The organism is uncultured Desulfovibrio sp., from assembly GCF_902477725.1.
In the GTDB taxonomy this organism is placed as follows: domain Bacteria; phylum Desulfobacterota; class Desulfovibrionia; order Desulfovibrionales; family Desulfovibrionaceae; genus Desulfovibrio.
In genome coordinates this window covers 155,908-171,364 of record NZ_CABSIF010000004.1, presented here as the reverse complement: position 1 = coordinate 171,364, position 15,457 = coordinate 155,908, and the positions used below count along the sequence as shown (strand labels likewise).

The following is a 15,457-nucleotide window of genomic DNA, read 5'->3' as shown; positions in this document are numbered from 1 at the left end:
CCGGGCTGCCCCTTCTTCAGTATGTGAGGCGCGCTATCCCCGCTTCATTTCTGCAATCAAATCGCTCAGGGCCTTGGCCTGACGCGTAAGATCCGTCACGGCCTGAGCGGCTTCGTCCATGGCTCTGGCGGTTTGCATGGAAATATCGTTGATCTTCACAATGGTCTGGTTGATTTCTTCGCTGGTGGCAGACTGCTGTTCGCTGGCGGTGGCAATGGCGCGTACCTGATCTGCCGCAAGCTCCACACTGTCGACAATGTGGGTGAGCGCTTCGCCAGACTGCCCGGCGAAATCGGAGGCAACCTCCACCTGCCGCAAGGCAACTTCCATAACATCCACGCTCTTGGCCGTGCTGGTCTGGATGGCCTTGATGGCATTGCCCACATCGTGCGTCGAGGCCATGGTTTTTTCTGCCAGCTTGCGCACTTCGTCAGCCACCACGGCAAAACCGCGCCCGGCATCGCCCGCACGCGCGGCCTCTATGGCGGCGTTGAGGGCCAGAAGGTTGGTCTGGTCGGCAATATCAGAGATCACGTTCATAATGCGGTTAATGGCCTGAGCGTGGTCATTCAGTTCCGCCATGTCGCTCTTGAGCCCGTGCGAAATCTCGCGCACCTGTCCTATGCTTTGCAAGGACTGCTGCACAATGCTTGAACCATTTTCAGCGCTGCTGCGCGTCTCCTCGGATGTGGACGAAGCAGCCGAAGCATTGCGTGCCACTTCCTGCACCGTGGCGTTCATCTGATTCATGGCTGTGGCCGCTTCGGTAAGGCGTTGCGCGGATTCGGAGGCAGCCTTCTCTGACTGCCCTATCTGCTCGGAAAGCCGCGCCGAAGCCGAAGCAAGAATATCCGCCACGCCTTCAAGCTGCCCCGCAGCAGCAAGCATGCCCTCTTTGCGCGCATTTTCCGCCTCAATGGCGGCCTGCTCTGCGCGCTCCGTTGCCTGACGGGCCTGTTCTGTGGCCTTATGCGCCGCAGCGGTTTTTTCCTCGCTCTCGCCCAGCAGGCGCTTGATGTTGCCCATCATGCGTTCCATGCCAAATGAAAGTACGCTGAACTCGTCGCCTCTTTTTTCAGAGGTTCGCAGCAGCCGCTCCTCCTCCGTGGAGCATTCGAGCCTGCCGCCAGCAATGGCCTCGGCAATGCCGGAAAGCCCGCCCAGCAGGTGCACGATACTTCGCACACTCAAAAAGATGACGATACCTACCACAAGGGCGCAAGCCACTGCCGTCAGCACATTATTGACCAGCATATCGCTGATGGGCTCGTAAAGAAGGGTTTTGTCCAGCTCCAGACACAATATCCAGCCTTCATCGGGCATATCTGTATAATACAGAATCTTTTCAAGCCCTTCAGCATTCACAAATTCAAGACGGCCCTTTTTGTTTTTAAGAACTTCCGCGACCCAGGCCGAGCCTGTTGCTTTTTGCCCGATGCGCTTCAGGTCGGGGTGTTGTACAATCACGCCTTCCGTATTGATAACAAAAGCCAAGCCCACCTCACCAAGATTAATCTTGTTTGTGGTGGCTTCGGCCAGCTTGTCGTTGTCTGTGCCCCCGTAAATAACGCCTACGATCTTGCCTTTATCCTTAACGGGCATGCCGATGATGGTGGTCATTTTTTTGGTGGCCACGCTGACCAGCCCGACAGAACTGATCTGTCCCTTCATACCGTTGATAAAATAGACGCGCTTTGAAAAATCTTCGCCAATGGTGCTGCTGAACTTCTGCGTATCGCCCCTTTTGCTGTGCATGATGACTTTGCCGTCAGGAGCAATAAGACCACATGTGGCAATATTGCTGTTCACATCGGTAAAGTTCTTGAGAGCGTCATGGGCGTGGAGAAAAAGCTCGTTGTTGTGGTCAATGGGAGCGCCATTGGCATAAGCTTCAAGGAAGAGACGAAGACGACGATTTTCGGCAATCTGGGCAAGGGCTTCCTTCATGGATACAAAGACTGCGTTCAGGCCCACTTCCTGACCTTTCAGAATGGCCGCAATATCCTGGCGGGTTTGCTTTCGCAATGCGTCTTCAGACATACGATGACTTATGCCAGCCACAAGGGCCAGACCAAGCATGGATGGAATAAGAATGTACAGCGACATCTTCGTCAAAAGACCCAGCTTCATAGTGCCTCCCGGTACCTGACGCCCGTTCTGAAAAAGGAGTAGTTTTCAGTTTTATCGTCATGTTTCGGATATGCAATAGGGCAAAGCGCACTCATGCCTGTACAAGCCAAGACTAACGGATACCTCAACATGAACGATTCTGATCTTTATGGCAATGGGCAGAGTCTGTTTCGTGATTGCTTTCAAAAAAACAAGATGCCCCCGGTCAAGATAACTCGGGGGCATCGTCTTGCAATAAAGAAGCGTTACCGGTTACGGCATGGTGTATACGCGTTCTGTGTTAAAGATATTGCCTTCCTTTTCAAGCCCCTGAGCTGCGGCCTTGCTGTACCACGCAGCGGCTTCTGACGGATTTACAGGCACACCTACGCCAAATTCATAGCATGCGCCCACATAGCGCTGCGCCTGCGCAAACCCCTGATCGGCAGAACGCTTGGCCCAGACAAAGGCCTGATCCGGATCCTTGGCAAAGCCATACCGCCCCTGGCTGTGATAAAGCGCAAGGTTGAACTGGGCTTCCGCATTGCCAGCATTGGCGGCGCGGCTCATAAGATCAACCACTGCGGTATCGTTTTTGGGAACCCCGGCACCAAGTTCGTACAGATAGCCCAACTGCACCTGCGCTTCGGCGTAATTCTGCTCCGCAGCCAAACGGAACCACTTGGCGGCGGTTTCCATATCCTGAGGTACGCCAAGGCCATTTTCATAACAGCGTCCCAGCAGTACCTGAGCGCGGGGATTGCCATCGCTGGCCAGAGGCTGCACCATCTTCACAACTTTATTATATTGTCCGATATTGTACGCAGTCCATGCTTCATCCAGCGTCTGTTCGGTGTTTTTGGCTGGACTCGCCTGAACCGTGCTGATCATTCCATATCCCACAGTCAGCATTGCGGCCAAAAGGATTGCAGAACCTAAATTTTTCATAAACGTCTCCTTTGCGTCCGAGCATGTTGCCGGAGGTGCAATCTATATAATAGTACTGGCAAGGGAGGATGACAAGGCCGCCCCTTGACGCCGTAGCTGGCAGAAGGCACAAACACAGCAGGCGCAGGGCTTGCCCAACCTTTTGTTGCGCTCCGAGGAGATTTTGCATGATTGTTCCCCCAAACGGCCCGCGACACGACCAACCCGACACCTCTGAACAGGCTGCACTGCCCCAGGGCGGTGCGGACAAGGCGGGTGCGCCGCGTGTGGTTGATGTGGAAATTCTGCACGACCACGAAGACCCCCGCAATGCCAGCCAGAATGCTACTGGGCAAGGCAATGCCAGAGCGCAGGGCAACGGGTGGAATAGTGCCTCCGGCTTCGGCCCCTATGAGGATAGAGCGGGCACAGGTTCAGGCCAAGCGGAGTCGGGGCGTCAAGAGTACCGTAGCAGATTTTTCTACCGTGGAACCTTCGGTCAGTCCGGAGGCCTAGGCGGCATGAACCTTGGCCGCGTGTGGATGGGCGGCAACGACCAGACAGGTTGCCTTGCTGCCAGCGTGACCTTTGCCCTTTTTATGGTCTGCCTTGCCCAGTTTGGTTTTCTTGCGGGCATCGGCTTTATCTTCTTCCATATATTAGGCGCGGTCATGGGCGTTATGCGCGATCTGCGGCAGTTCAGCACGGGCCGCCTGCCCAATCCGTGGACATGGCGCATCGGCAACTGGGCTGTTTCCTTCCTGCTGACGGCTTGGTTTGCCGGAGCCTTTGACTGAGCCGCGCCGAGGTTACGCGCAATGACTGACAGCCCTTGGCTAGTCTACCTGCTGGAGTGCGCTGACGGCACGCTGTATTGCGGCATCACCACAAATATGGAGCGCCGTCTGGGCCAGCACAATGGGCAGGTTCCAGGCGGGGCGCGCTACACGCAGGGGCGGCGGCCCGTGCGGCTCATTGCCAGCCGGGCCTGCGGCTGCAAAGGCGATGCGTTACGGCTTGAGCTGGCCGTCAAATCACGCCCGCGCGCCCAAAAACTACAATTTCTGCTTGCTGGAGAGAGTGTTTCATGCTGACACCGGATGCAATGATGGCCTTTTTTGCCGCCGCCCTGCTGCTTGGCATTGCGCCTGGGCCGGACAATATCTTTGTGCTCACCCAGTCAGCTCTTTTTGGTGTTGGCGCTGGCATAATCACCACGTTAGGGCTTGTTACGGGCCTGTGTGTTCACACTACGGCAGTTGCGCTGGGCGTTGCCGCCATTTTTCAGACCTCGGCTCTGGCCTTTACCCTGCTCAAAGTAGCGGGCGCGGGCTATCTGCTGTGGCTTGCCTGGCTCTCGTTTCGCGCCGGGGCATCCACAACCGATGTGGCAGATGGAGCCGCCAGCAGCACTGGCAGCAACTTCCCCGGCTACATGACGCTCTATCGCCGGGGAATAGTGATGAACGTCACCAACCCCAAGGTTTCACTCTTTTTTCTGGCCTTTTTGCCGCAGTTTTGCGACCCCGCTCGCGGCAGCGTGGCCTTGCAGGTGTTGAGCCTCGGCGGGCTCTTCATGCTGGCTACCATCGTGGTTTTCTGGACTGTGGCCGCCCTTGGGGGCCGTCTGGCCGTATGGTTCAACCGTTCAAAGCGCGGGCAGATCATGATGCAGCGCGTGGCGGGCTGCGTGTTTGTGGGGCTGGCTTCTGCCCTGCTGCTCACCGGGCGCTGATGCGTAACGCGGGCCGCTCGTTTATAACTTTACAGGTACGCTGATGAATTCACGCTCCCGCTACTCTCGCCGCGCTGTTCTGGCCGGTCTTTGCGCCCTGCCGGTTGCCATGTTTGGGGCCGTGATGGGCGCGCCTGTCATCAATTGCGCGCTGGCCGCTGCCAGCCCCGAAATCAGCGCAAAAGACCTGCAAAAAATGCTGGCCGAGCTTGAGGCGTCAAGCGGCGGCAGGCTCGGCGTGGCAGCCAGCGTCAGCGATGGGGGCAAGGTTTTGTCGTACCGTGGGAACGAACGCTTCCCCATGTGCAGTACCTTCAAAGTGCTGGCGGCTGCAGCCGTTCTGCGGGACAAACCGGATATTCTTGAACAGAGAATCCATTTTGCCAAAAGCGACATCCAGCCCTGGTCGCCCGTTTCGGAAAAGCACCTTGAACACGGCATGACTGTAACAGAGCTGTGCGCGGCCATGCTCCAACACAGTGACAATACGGCTGCCAACCTTGTGCTTGCCCAGTTGGGCGGCCCTGAGGGCCTGACCTCCATTGCCCGCAGCTTTGGCGACACTACTTTTCGCCTTGACCGCTGGGAAGTAAAGCTGAACACGGCCATTCCCGGCGATGCGCGCGACACCACAACGCCCCTTGCCATGTGCCGCACCCTGAACGGCCTGCTCTGCGGCAATCTGCTGAAAGTGCCAGCAAAAAAACAGCTGACAGACTGGATGCTGGGCTGCGCAACAGGGGCCGGGCGCATCCCCGCTGGAGCGCCCCAGGGCTGGCGCTCGGCGCACAGAAGCGGCAGCGGAGAAAACGGCACCGCCAACGATGTGGGCTTACTGTTGCCGCCGAGCAATCCCGAGCAAGCAGCCAAGGCCCGCAATGGCAAAAACAAACCGCTGACTGTGGCCCTCTACCTCACGGGATCGCGCCTGACCCGACCGGGAAACGACAAAATCCTTGCCCAGGCAACTCGCTTGGTCTGCGCCGCAGAAGGGCTTGCGACGCCGCTTGACAATATGTATTGACATGATTGACCAGCAAAGGTATGAAGTCCGACTTTCGAGGTATCACATGCAGAACTATCGTATTTCTCTCAATGACCTTTCCCCCGAGGGCAAGGAATTTACTCTGGACGACCCCGCCATCTGGCAGGAGCCCATGGAGGAATTCCACCTGGAGTGCCACGTGAGCAAACCACTGTGCGCACGCATTCTGGTTTTGCCCACGGACGGCGGTTGGCTAGTGCGCGGCACGCTTGAGGGAGAAGTTGTTCTGCCTTGCAGCCGTTGCGCGGAAGATTCCACCGAAACCATTGCCGCGCGCTTTGAAGATTTTGAGAGTCTTCCTGGCGGCAGCGATGATGAAGACGAAGAAAAAAATTACGCCCCCATACCCGATATGGATGGCGTGACCGAAGGCCGCATCGTGTTTGAACGCAACTCTCCCATGCTGGATCTTGCCGCCATTTGCTGGGAAGAATTCATGTTGGCCTTGCCCCCGACACCCCTTTGTCGGGAAAATTGCAAGGGCATGTGCGCCGGATGCGGGGTTAATCTTAATGAAGGCATGTGCGCCTGCACAGAAGAAGAAGGCGACCCCCGCATGGCGGCATTGCGCGGCCTTGCTCTGCACAAAAACTAGACAATCACAATTTTTTTTACTAATCTGCTGTGTCTTGCGGGCGGGCATGTGCGCCAAGCCGCCCAACCCCGCACAAACATTCCGCAAGACAGGAAAAGGAGACTACCATGGCCGTTCAGCAAAACAAGAAATCTCGTTCCCGCAAGGGCATGCGCCGCTCCCATGATCGTGTGGCCGTGCCTGCCGTTATCTACTGCTCCTGCGGCGAACCCACCGTTCCGCACAGCGTGTGCCCCAACTGCGGTACCTACAAAGGCCGCCAGGTGATCGCCAAAAGCGAAAACGAATAATGAACGAGCGCCCCATCATTGCCGTGGACGCCATGGGCGGGGACTTTGGCCCCTCTGTGGTTGTGCCGGGAGCTATAGAAGCTGCAAGGCTTTATGATCTGCATGTCCAGCTTGTGGGCGACACCCCCAAGCTGGAGGCCGAGCTCGAAAAGCTCGATCTTACCAATGTGCATTTCGACATAGTTCAGGCCGATGATGTGGTGCATATGAATGAAAAGCCTTCGGACATTCTGCGCCGCAAGAAAAACGCGTCCATCCAGGTGGCCTGCCGTCAGGTCAAGGATGGCGCGGCGGATGCTGTTGTCAGCGCCGGGCATTCCGGCGCTACGGTGGCTTGCGGCATGTTCATCATGGGGCGTTTGCCCGGGGTGGAGCGTCCTGCTCTTGCCACCTTGCTGCCCACGGAAAAAAATCCCGTGGTCGTGCTTGATGTGGGAGCAAATGTGGATTGCCGCCCCTATCATCTGTTCCAGTTTGGCCTCATGGGCGATGCGTTTGCCCGGGACCTGCTGGGCTATGCCTCCCCGCGTGTGAGCATCCTCAGCATTGGCGAAGAAGAGGGCAAGGGCAACAGTCAGGTCAAGGAAGCCTACGACCTGCTTAAAATGGCCCAGAACCTCAACTTCGCGGGCAATGCAGAAGGGCGCGACATCTTTATCGGCAATATCGACGTAGTTGTCTGCGATGGTTTTGTCGGTAACGTGGTCGTTAAGATGAGCGAGGGGCTGGCGACCTCTCTGGTGCGCATGCTCAAGAAGGTGTTTACGTCCGGCGTGTTGCCCGCTATTGGCGGCATGCTGGCCAAAGGTGCTTTCAAACGCTTTGCCCGCACCATTGACTATGCAGAATACGGCGGCGCTCCCCTGCTGGGCCTTCAGGGCCTGGCCATTGTCTGTCACGGGCGCTCCAGCGCCAAGGCCATGACAAACGCCATCAAGATGAGCGGGACCTTTGTGCGCAAGGGAACCAACAGTCGCCTCGGTGAAACCATTCTTGCCAACGAGGAACTCACACGTTTCTCCCGCGCTATATAACTATACGGTATTTCTATGAATCCACTTTGTCATCTGCTCGCCTTGAGCGCCTATGTGCCGGATACGGTGCTGACCAATAGCGATCTCGCCAAGGTGGTGGACACCAATGACGAATGGATTGTTTCCCGTACCGGCATCAAACAGCGCCACAGGCTGGACGATGCGGAAAACGCCTCGGATCTCGGCCTTAAGGCCGCCCGTAAGGCGCTTGTGGAAGCCGGAATGGACGCAGGGGAACTCACCCATATAGTGGGCGCGACCTGCACCCCTGACATGCTCTCTCCCTCCGTGGCCTGCATCATTGCCGGGCAGCTGGGCGCGGGCAAGGTCATGGCCTTTGACATCAGCGCGGCTTGCTCCGGCTTTCTGTACGGGCTTTCCATCTGCCGTGCCCTGCTGGCGCAGGATCCTGACGCCAAAATTCTTTTTGTCTGCACAGAGGCGCTTACCCGCCGCGTAAACTGGGCAGACCGTTCCACGTGCGTGCTTTTTGGCGATGCGGCCACGGCCTGCATTGTGAGCAGCGCTTCCAACAATGCCATGTCTTGTGTTGAAGACGTGGTTTGCCACAGCGACGGCGTGCAGCGCGACCTTATTGTGGTCGGCGGCGGCACCCGCTGCCAGTATGGCCTTGGCGAACCTGTTGGTGAAGACTTTTTCATCACCATGCAGGGCCGCGAAACATACAAGCATGCTGTGCGCAACATGGTGCACGTGTGCGAGGAAGTACTCGCGCGCAACGGCCTTTCGGGCGCAGATGTGGACCTGCTGGTGCCGCATCAGGCAAACATGCGCATCATTGAAGCCGTGGGCAGCCGCCTTGAATTGACGGGCGATCGCGTGTTCACCAATGTGGAAAAATACGGCAACACATCTTCCGCCTCCATTCCCCTGGCACTGAGCGAAGCTCGTGCCCAAGGCCGCATTCGCCCCGGCAGCCGCGTTCTTATGACGGCTTTTGGCGCAGGCCTTACCTGGGGCGCCGCATTGTTACGCTTTTGAGGCAATGCGCCTGCGGGATTGCCCCGCAGCACAGCGTCATGTATACTGAATTTCAGTCAGGCCAGGCCGTAAGCCGGGCAGCGCCGCTGCCCAAATAACGCAAAAAGGCGATCCAAGGGATACGGTCTCCTTTTTTTTACAGGACTCAGACAAAGGCGATATAAGCATGAGCACAGCGCAATCCTCCCCTGCAGCCGGACTGCCGACAGCCCTGGTTACCGGCGGTTCGCGCGGCATTGGCCGGGCCATTGCCCAGACCCTTGCCCGTGACGGCTTTCAGGTATTTCTCACCTATGTCAGCAAACCCGAAGAAGCGGAAAAAGTCGCTGCCGACATCTGCGCCGCTGGCGGCAAGGCCAAGGCCTTTGCACTTGATGTCAGCAACAGCGAGGCTGTGACCGACTTTTTCGCAACCCAGATCAAAGACAACGTTGATCTGGCGGTGCTGGTCAATAATGCTGGCATCACCAAGGACGGCGTTCTTATACGCATGAAGGACGAAGACTTCGACCGCGTAATTGCCGTCAACCTTCGCGGCGCGTTCGTCTGCACGCGCGAAGCCGCAAAAATCATGAGCAAGTCCCGCAAGGGGCGCATTGTTAATATTTCTTCCGTGGTGGGGCAGATGGGCAACGCGGGGCAGGCCAACTACGCTTCGGCCAAAGCCGCTCTGCTGGGGCTTACCAAGTCCTGCGCCAAAGAACTGGCCGCCCGCCAGATTACGGTTAACGCCGTAACGCCGGGTTTTATCGAAACGGACATGACCGCAACACTCAATGACGACGTGCGGGCGAGCTACACAGACAGCATCCCGCTCAGACGCATGGGCAGCGCCGAAGATGTGGCAGAGGCCGTGGCTTTTCTTGCTTCGGACAAGGCGGCCTACATCACCGGGCAGGTGCTGGGGGTGAACGGCGGCATGTACTGCTAGGCATTTACTACGGAAGACACCCGGCCAGGGCCGGGGTTAAGCAGACCACTAATTTATCTGGAGGATACCATGTCTGACGTTACTGAAAAAGTTACAAAAATCATCATTGACCAGCTCGGCGTGACCGCTGAAGAAGTGAAGCCCGCTGCTTCCTTTGTGGAAGACCTCGGTGCCGACTCCCTTGACCTGACCGAACTGATCATGGCCATGGAAGAAGAATTCGACATCGAAATCGCCGACGACGACGCCCAAAAGATCCTGAAAGTTCAGGATGCCATCAGCTACATCGAAAACAAGCAGTAACAGAGCTTGTTATAGTATATGCAGCGCGGGGGGGGGCTGCCCCCCCGCCTCAAAGGAGCATGCATGACCCGTCCCCGCGTAGTAATCACCGGCATAGGCGGCGTTACGCCCCTCGCCAATGATATTGAGAGCACCTGGAAAAAACTGCTCGCAGGCGAGTCGGGCATCGCGCCCATCACGCTTTTTGACGCCTCCGCCTACGATTCCCGCATTGCCGGTGAAGTGAAAAACTTTGTCGCCGAAGACTATATGCCGATGAAGCAGGCCCGGCGTATGGATCGCTTCACCCAGTTTGCTGTGGCCTCTGCCAAGATGCTGCTTGAAGACGCCAAGTACGAAATCACCGATGCCAACGCCTACGATACGGGCGTGATCCTCGGTATCGGCCTGGGCGGTCTGCACACCATCGAAACCTACCACGCCAAGCTGCTGGAATCCGGCCCCCACAAAATTTCGCCCTTCATGATCCCCATGCTGATTTCCAACATGGGGCCGGGACAGATTTCCATCTTCACCGGCGCCAAGGGTTCGAACATCGTCACCACAACGGCCTGCGCCTCTGCCATTCACGCTCTAGGCACCGCCTACAGCGAAATGGTTCTGGGCCGCGCGACCGCTGTTATTTCCGGCGGTGTTGAGGCCACGGTTACACCTCTTGGCGTGGCCGGATTTACGGCTCTCAAGGCCCTCTCGACCCAGTTCAACGATGAGCCTTCCCGCGCATCCCGGCCTTTTGCCGCCAACCGCGATGGCTTTGTCATCGGCGAAGGCGCTGGCCTGCTGCTGCTGGAAACGCTGGAATCCGCGCAGGCGCGCGGTGCCAAAATTTATGCGGAAATGGTGGGTTACGGCGCGTCTGGCGATGCCTACCACATGACCGCGCCCCGCGACGATGGCGAAGGCATGGCCCGCGCCATGCAGAACGCCCTGCGCGAAGCTGGCATCGATGCTTCGGCCATTGGCCACATCAATGCCCACGCCACGTCCACCATGCTGAACGACAGCACGGAAACCAAGGCCATCAAGATCGTTTTTGGCACGCATGCCAAGAAGGTCAAAATTTCGGCCACCAAATCCATGACCGGGCATCTGCTCGGCGCGGCTGGCGGTATTGAATCCGTCTTCACGGCCCTTGCCCTGCATGACGAAATACTGCCTGGCACCATTAACCTTGAAAACCCCGATCCCGCATGTGATCTCGATTACATGGCCGACGGTTCCGAGCGCATCGCCTGCGAATACGCCATGTGCAACTCCTTCGGCTTTGGCGGCACCAACGCCAGCGTGATCTTCAAGAAGTGGCAACAGTAGCCGACAGTTTTTACTCGGCCTCTGCCCTCCCCGTTTGATAATCATCTGCCCGCCGTTGTGGCGGGCAGAACATTTCAAAAGGATGCGACGTCATGGACGAAATCCTGCTGCAAGACCCGGAACTGGCGCGAGCCATCACGCTTGAATCCAACCGTCAGATGAGCAAACTTGAGCTCATCGCTTCTGAAAACTTTGTTTCCCGCGCCGTGCGCGAAGCTCAGGGCAGCGTGCTGACCCACAAGTACGCCGAAGGCTATCCCGGTAAGCGCTACTACGGTGGCTGCGAATATGTGGATATCGCCGAGACCCTGGCTCAGGATCGCGCCAAGCAGCTTTTCAATTGCGAATACGTGAACGTGCAGCCGCACTCCGGCTCGCAGGCCAACATGGCTGCCTACCTTGCTTTTATGAAGCCCGGCGACACCATTCTTGGCATGAACCTTTCGCACGGCGGGCACCTTACCCACGGCAGCCCGGTGAACTTTTCTGGCCGGCTGTTCAATATTGTTTCCTACGGCGTGCAGCGCGAGACGGGCCGCATCGACTATGACGAAGTCGCCGCCCTGGCGCGCGAGCACAAGCCCAACGCCATTGTTGCTGGTGCAAGCGCCTACCCCCGCGCCATCGACTTTGCCCGCTTCCGCGAGATCGCTGACGAAGTCGGCGCCAAGCTGGTGGTGGATATGGCGCACATCGCTGGCCTTGTGGCCGCCGGTCTGCACCAGAGTCCGCTTTCTTACGCCCACATCACCACCACGACCACACACAAAACACTGCGCGGCCCCCGTGGCGGCATGATTCTTTCTACTGAAGACATGGGCAAAACCCTGAATAGCCAGATTTTTCCCGGCATTCAGGGCGGCCCCCTCATGCACGTCATTGCGGCCAAGGCTGTAGCTTTTGGCGAAGCCCTGCGCCCCGCCTTCAAGGTTTACCAGCAGCGCGTTGTCACCAACGCCGCCGTACTGGCCAAGTTCCTGATGGACGCCGGGTACGATCTGGTTTCTGGCGGTACGGACAACCACCTCATGCTGGTTGACCTGACCAACAAGGACATCACGGGCAAGGATGCGGAACACGCTCTTGATCTGGCGGGTATCACCGTCAACAAGAACACCGTGCCCTTTGAAACCCGCTCGCCCTTTGTTACCTCGGGCGTGCGCCTCGGCACGGCTGCCCTTACCACGCGCGGCATGAAGGAAGACGACATGCGCACCGTGGGCGCGTTTATTGTCGAAGCCATTGAAAAGCGCACCGACGAAGCCGCCTTGGCAAAAATCAGCAAGAACGTTGAGGAATTTGCCCGCCAGTTCCCGCTATTCGCCTGGTAACGGGCTGATTTTCCGGCGGTTTTTCTGACGCCTCGGCCCCGCTGGCAACTTCGGGGCTGGTGCCGGAAAAACCGCCAGATATAATCATAGAGGGGCTGCGCCCCCTTTGACAAAGCCCCGGTTTTGAGAAAAACAGGGGCTTTGCCTTGCGCAGACAGGCAGATAAAAACAGCTGTTTCGCAGCAGGAATGCACCGGCGATGCCGCTGGCGACCGGAACCGCAAGTGCTGCCTGACGCAGCATCACGGCAAAATAGCCCCAACCCTGTCTGTCGCGGATATTTTGACGTCAGGCAAGGAAGGCAAGGGCGCGGTGATGGGAGCGTACTCTTCTGGTACGCGACCGGAACCGCAAGTGCTGCCTGACGCAGCATCACGGCAAAATAGCCCGACAGGCAACTTGGCATTTTCACCAGCCGCCTGTACACTACCACCAATCAACATACGGGTGTGTTATGCAGCGAATGCCGTGGCCGGAATATTTTATGAACATCACGTACCTGGTGAGCGGGCGTTCTACGTGTACGCGGCGCAAGGTGGGTGCGGTGGCGGTTAAGGACAAGCGCATTTTAGCCACGGGGTACAACGGGGCTCCGGCGGGGGTTCCGCACTGTCTTGAGGTGGGGTGCCTGCGAGAGCAACTGGGCATTCCTTCGGGGCAGAGGCACGAGATATGCCGAGGCCTGCATGCGGAGCAGAATGTCATTATTCAGGCTGCCGTGCATGGCATCAATATCAGTGGCGCAGAGATTTATTGCACGACGCATCCTTGCGTGTTGTGCAGCAAGATGTTGATAAATTGCGGCATACGCCACATTTATTATGCGGAATATTACCCTGACGAGCTTGCGGAGCAAATGCTCAAGGAAGCCGGGGTCATTGCGGAAAAGCTGGATTTTGCACCGCCTGTTATCAGCGCCCAAGCCGGAGTAGACTACCATGTCTGAACTGGATTTTGTTCCCTTTATGCGTGAAGCCATTGGTCTTGCAGAAAAAGGTCGATGGCATGCCTGCCCCAACCCCACGGTGGGGGCGGTGCTGGTGCGCGATGGGCAGATTGTGGCTCGGGGCTGGCACCACGCCGCCGGAGAGGATCATGCAGAAGTGGACTGCATCAAGGATGCGGCCTCGCGCGGCATAAATCCGGCGGAGTGCACCCTGGTTGTCACACTTGAACCGTGCTGCCATCAGGGCAAAACACCCCCTTGCACCGAGGCCATCAAGGCTGCGGGCATCAAAAAGGTGGTCGTGGGCCTTGCTGATCCCAATCCTGTTGCTTGCGGCGGCGCTTGCCAGCTGCGCGAAAGCGGCGTTGAAGTGATTGAAGGCGTCTGCGAGCAGGAATGCCGCGACCTTGTGGCCGATTTTCTGATCTGGCAGCAGCACAAGCGCCCCTATGTAATGCTGAAAATGGCCGCCACCCTTGACGGACGCATCGCCACCCGCAAGGGCCAGTCCAAATGGATAAGCTGCGATAAATCCAGAGAAGAAGTGCAGGAGCTGCGCGCGGGCATTGGCCTGTGCGGCGGCGCAATTCTTGTGGGCGGTGGCACCTTTCGCACCGATAACCCACAGCTGACCGTGCGGGGCGAAAATGCCGGGCCGCAACCCCTGGCCTGTGTGCTTACCTCACGCCTGCCCCAGCCAGATGCGGATTTTCACCTGCTGAAAGACCGCCCGGAACAGACCGTTTTTATGGTTTCGCCCGCTGCGGCGGCCTCCACCACGGCCAAGGCCCTGCGCGACATCGGCGTGAGAGTTCTGGCGCTTGGCCCCGGCATGCACGGTGGGCCGGACTTTCCCAATCTGCTGCGCGCAGTGTGGGAAGAACTAAACTGCCCCTACATGCTTTGCGAGGGCGGCGGGCATCTGGCCCTGAGCCTGCTGGAAGCGGGCCTTGTGGACGACTTCCGTCTGCACCTTGCGCCTATGATTCTGGGCGACGAAGACGCCCTGCCGCTCTTTTCCGGTCGCGCGCCCCTGAGCCTGGAAGACGCCCTGCGCATGCGCGTGAGCAATACGCACCTGTGCGGCGAAGATATACACATCCACCTGCGGCCTCTTGAAGCCGTCAGGGCATAGGCGGGCGGCATGTTCACCGGCATTATTCAGGGCCAGGGAGAGGTTCTCGCCCTGCGCGACACCGGCACGGAACGCAGGTTCACCCTGCGCCCCCTGTTCAATCTGAATTCCATAGTCGATGGCGAATCCATTGCCGTCAACGGCGCATGCCTTTCGGTGGAAAGCCACGGCGAAGGCGTGTTCACAGCCTATGCCTCCACAGAAACCCTCTCGCGCACCACGCTGGGCAGGCTCAAAACCGGCGACAGCGTGAACATGGAGCGGGCACTGGCCCTGGGCGACCGCCTTGGCGGGCATCTGGTGAGCGGGCATGTGGATTGCCTTGCCACGGTGCGCAGCGTTACGGGCGCGGGCCAGTCGCTGTGCTGCCGCCTTGCCTTTCCCAAGGAATACGGGGTGGAGGTCATTGCCAAGGGCTCCGTGGCCCTTGACGGCATCAGCCTTACCATCAATGATTGCGGGCCTGATTTTCTTGAGGTCAACATCATTCCCGATACGCAGAAGCGCACCACCATGCGCAACTGGCGGCCGGGAACTCTGGTGAATATGGAAACCGACCTCATCGGCAAATATGTACGCAGCCTTTTGGGGGCCTGGGCTCCCGGCGGCAAGAGCGCGGCAGAGCATACTGCCGCCACCCAGACCAGCGGGTTAAGCCGCGAGATGCTCTTGCGCAACGGCTTTATCTGAACATTTCCGCTTACAGAAATATTACAAAAAACGCGTTAGCGCGGGCAGTTGCGCAAACGCGCCAAGGAGTTGC

General features: G+C 58.1%; 17 protein-coding genes. 15 read left to right on the top strand and 2 right to left on the bottom strand.

The genetic code is table 11. The features are described 5' to 3' along the window. Positions 1–33: 33 nt before the first annotated feature. Together RDK48_RS04790 and RDK48_RS04785 are read right to left on the bottom strand one after the other, a co-directional pair. Positions 34–2,130 (bottom strand): methyl-accepting chemotaxis protein, encoded by a 2,097-nt coding sequence (locus tag RDK48_RS04790; protein ID WP_298992838.1) that lies wholly within the window; start codon positions 2,128–2,130, stop codon positions 34–36. 252 nt (positions 2,131–2,382) lie between these two features. Beyond that, positions 2,383–3,057: a tetratricopeptide repeat protein gene (locus RDK48_RS04785; RefSeq protein ID WP_298992841.1), complete on the bottom strand. Its 675-nt coding sequence runs from the start codon at positions 3,055–3,057 to the stop codon at positions 2,383–2,385. Between the two features lie 167 nt (positions 3,058–3,224). Between RDK48_RS04785 and RDK48_RS04780 the strand changes: the two genes are divergently transcribed. The 15 genes from RDK48_RS04780 (at position 3,225) to RDK48_RS04710 (ending at position 15,384) form a co-directional block, all read left to right on the top strand. After that, positions 3,225–3,833, top strand: a complete 609-nt coding sequence (locus tag RDK48_RS04780; RefSeq protein ID WP_298992846.1) for a hypothetical protein — start codon at positions 3,225–3,227, stop codon at positions 3,831–3,833. Between the two features lie 21 nt (positions 3,834–3,854). Further along, the gene (locus tag RDK48_RS04775; protein WP_298992851.1) at positions 3,855–4,130 is read left to right on the top strand and encodes a GIY-YIG nuclease family protein; all 276 of its coding nucleotides are present in this window, start codon (positions 3,855–3,857) and stop codon (positions 4,128–4,130) included. Beyond that, on the top strand, positions 4,124–4,771 hold the full coding sequence (locus RDK48_RS04770) for a LysE family translocator (protein ID WP_298992855.1): 648 nt from the start codon (positions 4,124–4,126) through the stop codon (positions 4,769–4,771). Before RDK48_RS04775 ends, RDK48_RS04770 begins: the two co-directional genes overlap by 7 nt. A 43-nt stretch (positions 4,772–4,814) precedes the next feature. Further along, positions 4,815–5,795, top strand: a complete 981-nt coding sequence (gene bla, locus RDK48_RS04765) for a class A beta-lactamase (RefSeq protein WP_298992858.1) — start codon at positions 4,815–4,817, stop codon at positions 5,793–5,795. Between the two features lie 46 nt (positions 5,796–5,841). Further along, a complete protein-coding gene (locus tag RDK48_RS04760) occupies positions 5,842–6,411 on the top strand; it encodes a DUF177 domain-containing protein (RefSeq protein WP_298992862.1) in 570 nt (189 codons plus the stop codon). 107 nt (positions 6,412–6,518) lie between these two features. Beyond that, the gene (gene rpmF, locus RDK48_RS04755; protein ID WP_022658456.1) at positions 6,519–6,701 is read left to right on the top strand and encodes a 50S ribosomal protein L32; all 183 of its coding nucleotides are present in this window, start codon (positions 6,519–6,521) and stop codon (positions 6,699–6,701) included. Then, positions 6,701–7,735, top strand: coding sequence for a phosphate acyltransferase PlsX (plsX, locus tag RDK48_RS04750; protein ID WP_298992866.1), 1,035 nt, complete (start codon positions 6,701–6,703; stop codon positions 7,733–7,735). Before rpmF ends, plsX begins: the two co-directional genes overlap by 1 nt. Positions 7,736–7,750: 15 nt before the next feature. Next, positions 7,751–8,737, top strand: a complete 987-nt coding sequence (locus tag RDK48_RS04745; RefSeq protein ID WP_298992869.1) for a beta-ketoacyl-ACP synthase III — start codon at positions 7,751–7,753, stop codon at positions 8,735–8,737. Between the two features lie 166 nt (positions 8,738–8,903). Beyond that, positions 8,904–9,668, top strand: a complete 765-nt coding sequence (gene fabG, locus RDK48_RS04740) for a 3-oxoacyl-[acyl-carrier-protein] reductase (RefSeq protein ID WP_298992874.1) — start codon at positions 8,904–8,906, stop codon at positions 9,666–9,668. A gap of 69 nt (positions 9,669–9,737) precedes the next feature. Continuing rightward, the gene (gene acpP, locus RDK48_RS04735; RefSeq protein WP_022658452.1) at positions 9,738–9,971 is read left to right on the top strand and encodes an acyl carrier protein; all 234 of its coding nucleotides are present in this window, start codon (positions 9,738–9,740) and stop codon (positions 9,969–9,971) included. Positions 9,972–10,034: 63 nt separating this feature from the next. Further along, on the top strand, positions 10,035–11,282 hold the full coding sequence (fabF, locus tag RDK48_RS04730; protein WP_298992881.1) for a beta-ketoacyl-ACP synthase II: 1,248 nt from the start codon (positions 10,035–10,037) through the stop codon (positions 11,280–11,282). A gap of 92 nt (positions 11,283–11,374) precedes the next feature. Continuing rightward, entirely contained in the window at positions 11,375–12,613 is a 1,239-nt protein-coding gene (gene glyA / locus RDK48_RS04725; RefSeq protein ID WP_298992883.1) for a serine hydroxymethyltransferase, read from the top strand. Between the two features lie 454 nt (positions 12,614–13,067). After that, positions 13,068–13,559: a cytidine/deoxycytidylate deaminase family protein gene (locus RDK48_RS04720; protein ID WP_022658448.1), complete on the top strand. Its 492-nt coding sequence runs from the start codon at positions 13,068–13,070 to the stop codon at positions 13,557–13,559. Next, positions 13,552–14,694, top strand: coding sequence for a bifunctional diaminohydroxyphosphoribosylaminopyrimidine deaminase/5-amino-6-(5-phosphoribosylamino)uracil reductase RibD (ribD, locus tag RDK48_RS04715; protein WP_298992888.1), 1,143 nt, complete (start codon positions 13,552–13,554; stop codon positions 14,692–14,694). The genes RDK48_RS04720 and ribD overlap by 8 nt, the downstream gene beginning before the upstream one ends. A 9-nt stretch (positions 14,695–14,703) precedes the next feature. Beyond that, positions 14,704–15,384: a riboflavin synthase gene (locus RDK48_RS04710; RefSeq protein ID WP_298992889.1), complete on the top strand. Its 681-nt coding sequence runs from the start codon at positions 14,704–14,706 to the stop codon at positions 15,382–15,384. The last annotated feature ends 73 nt before the right edge of the window (positions 15,385–15,457 follow it).

What these genes read in the sequence shown, in the direction of transcription:
- RDK48_RS04790 (WP_298992838.1), bottom strand. Translation starts at nt 2,130, where the DNA reads ATGAAGCTGGGTCTTTTGACGAAGATGTCGCTGTACATTCTTATTCCA.
- RDK48_RS04785 (WP_298992841.1), bottom strand. Translation starts at nt 3,057, where the DNA reads ATGAAAAATTTAGGTTCTGCAATCCTTTTGGCCGCAATGCTGACTGTG.
- RDK48_RS04780 (WP_298992846.1), top strand. Translation starts at nt 3,225, where the DNA reads ATGATTGTTCCCCCAAACGGCCCGCGACACGACCAACCCGACACCTCT.
- RDK48_RS04775 (WP_298992851.1), top strand. Translation starts at nt 3,855, where the DNA reads ATGACTGACAGCCCTTGGCTAGTCTACCTGCTGGAGTGCGCTGACGGC.
- RDK48_RS04770 (WP_298992855.1), top strand. Translation starts at nt 4,124, where the DNA reads ATGCTGACACCGGATGCAATGATGGCCTTTTTTGCCGCCGCCCTGCTG.
- bla (WP_298992858.1), top strand. Translation starts at nt 4,815, where the DNA reads ATGAATTCACGCTCCCGCTACTCTCGCCGCGCTGTTCTGGCCGGTCTT.
- RDK48_RS04760 (WP_298992862.1), top strand. Translation starts at nt 5,842, where the DNA reads ATGCAGAACTATCGTATTTCTCTCAATGACCTTTCCCCCGAGGGCAAG.
- rpmF (WP_022658456.1), top strand. Translation starts at nt 6,519, where the DNA reads ATGGCCGTTCAGCAAAACAAGAAATCTCGTTCCCGCAAGGGCATGCGC.
- plsX (WP_298992866.1), top strand. Translation starts at nt 6,701, where the DNA reads ATGAACGAGCGCCCCATCATTGCCGTGGACGCCATGGGCGGGGACTTT.
- RDK48_RS04745 (WP_298992869.1), top strand. Translation starts at nt 7,751, where the DNA reads ATGAATCCACTTTGTCATCTGCTCGCCTTGAGCGCCTATGTGCCGGAT.
- fabG (WP_298992874.1), top strand. Translation starts at nt 8,904, where the DNA reads ATGAGCACAGCGCAATCCTCCCCTGCAGCCGGACTGCCGACAGCCCTG.
- acpP (WP_022658452.1), top strand. Translation starts at nt 9,738, where the DNA reads ATGTCTGACGTTACTGAAAAAGTTACAAAAATCATCATTGACCAGCTC.
- fabF (WP_298992881.1), top strand. Translation starts at nt 10,035, where the DNA reads ATGACCCGTCCCCGCGTAGTAATCACCGGCATAGGCGGCGTTACGCCC.
- glyA (WP_298992883.1), top strand. Translation starts at nt 11,375, where the DNA reads ATGGACGAAATCCTGCTGCAAGACCCGGAACTGGCGCGAGCCATCACG.
- RDK48_RS04720 (WP_022658448.1), top strand. Translation starts at nt 13,068, where the DNA reads ATGCAGCGAATGCCGTGGCCGGAATATTTTATGAACATCACGTACCTG.
- ribD (WP_298992888.1), top strand. Translation starts at nt 13,552, where the DNA reads ATGTCTGAACTGGATTTTGTTCCCTTTATGCGTGAAGCCATTGGTCTT.
- RDK48_RS04710 (WP_298992889.1), top strand. Translation starts at nt 14,704, where the DNA reads ATGTTCACCGGCATTATTCAGGGCCAGGGAGAGGTTCTCGCCCTGCGC.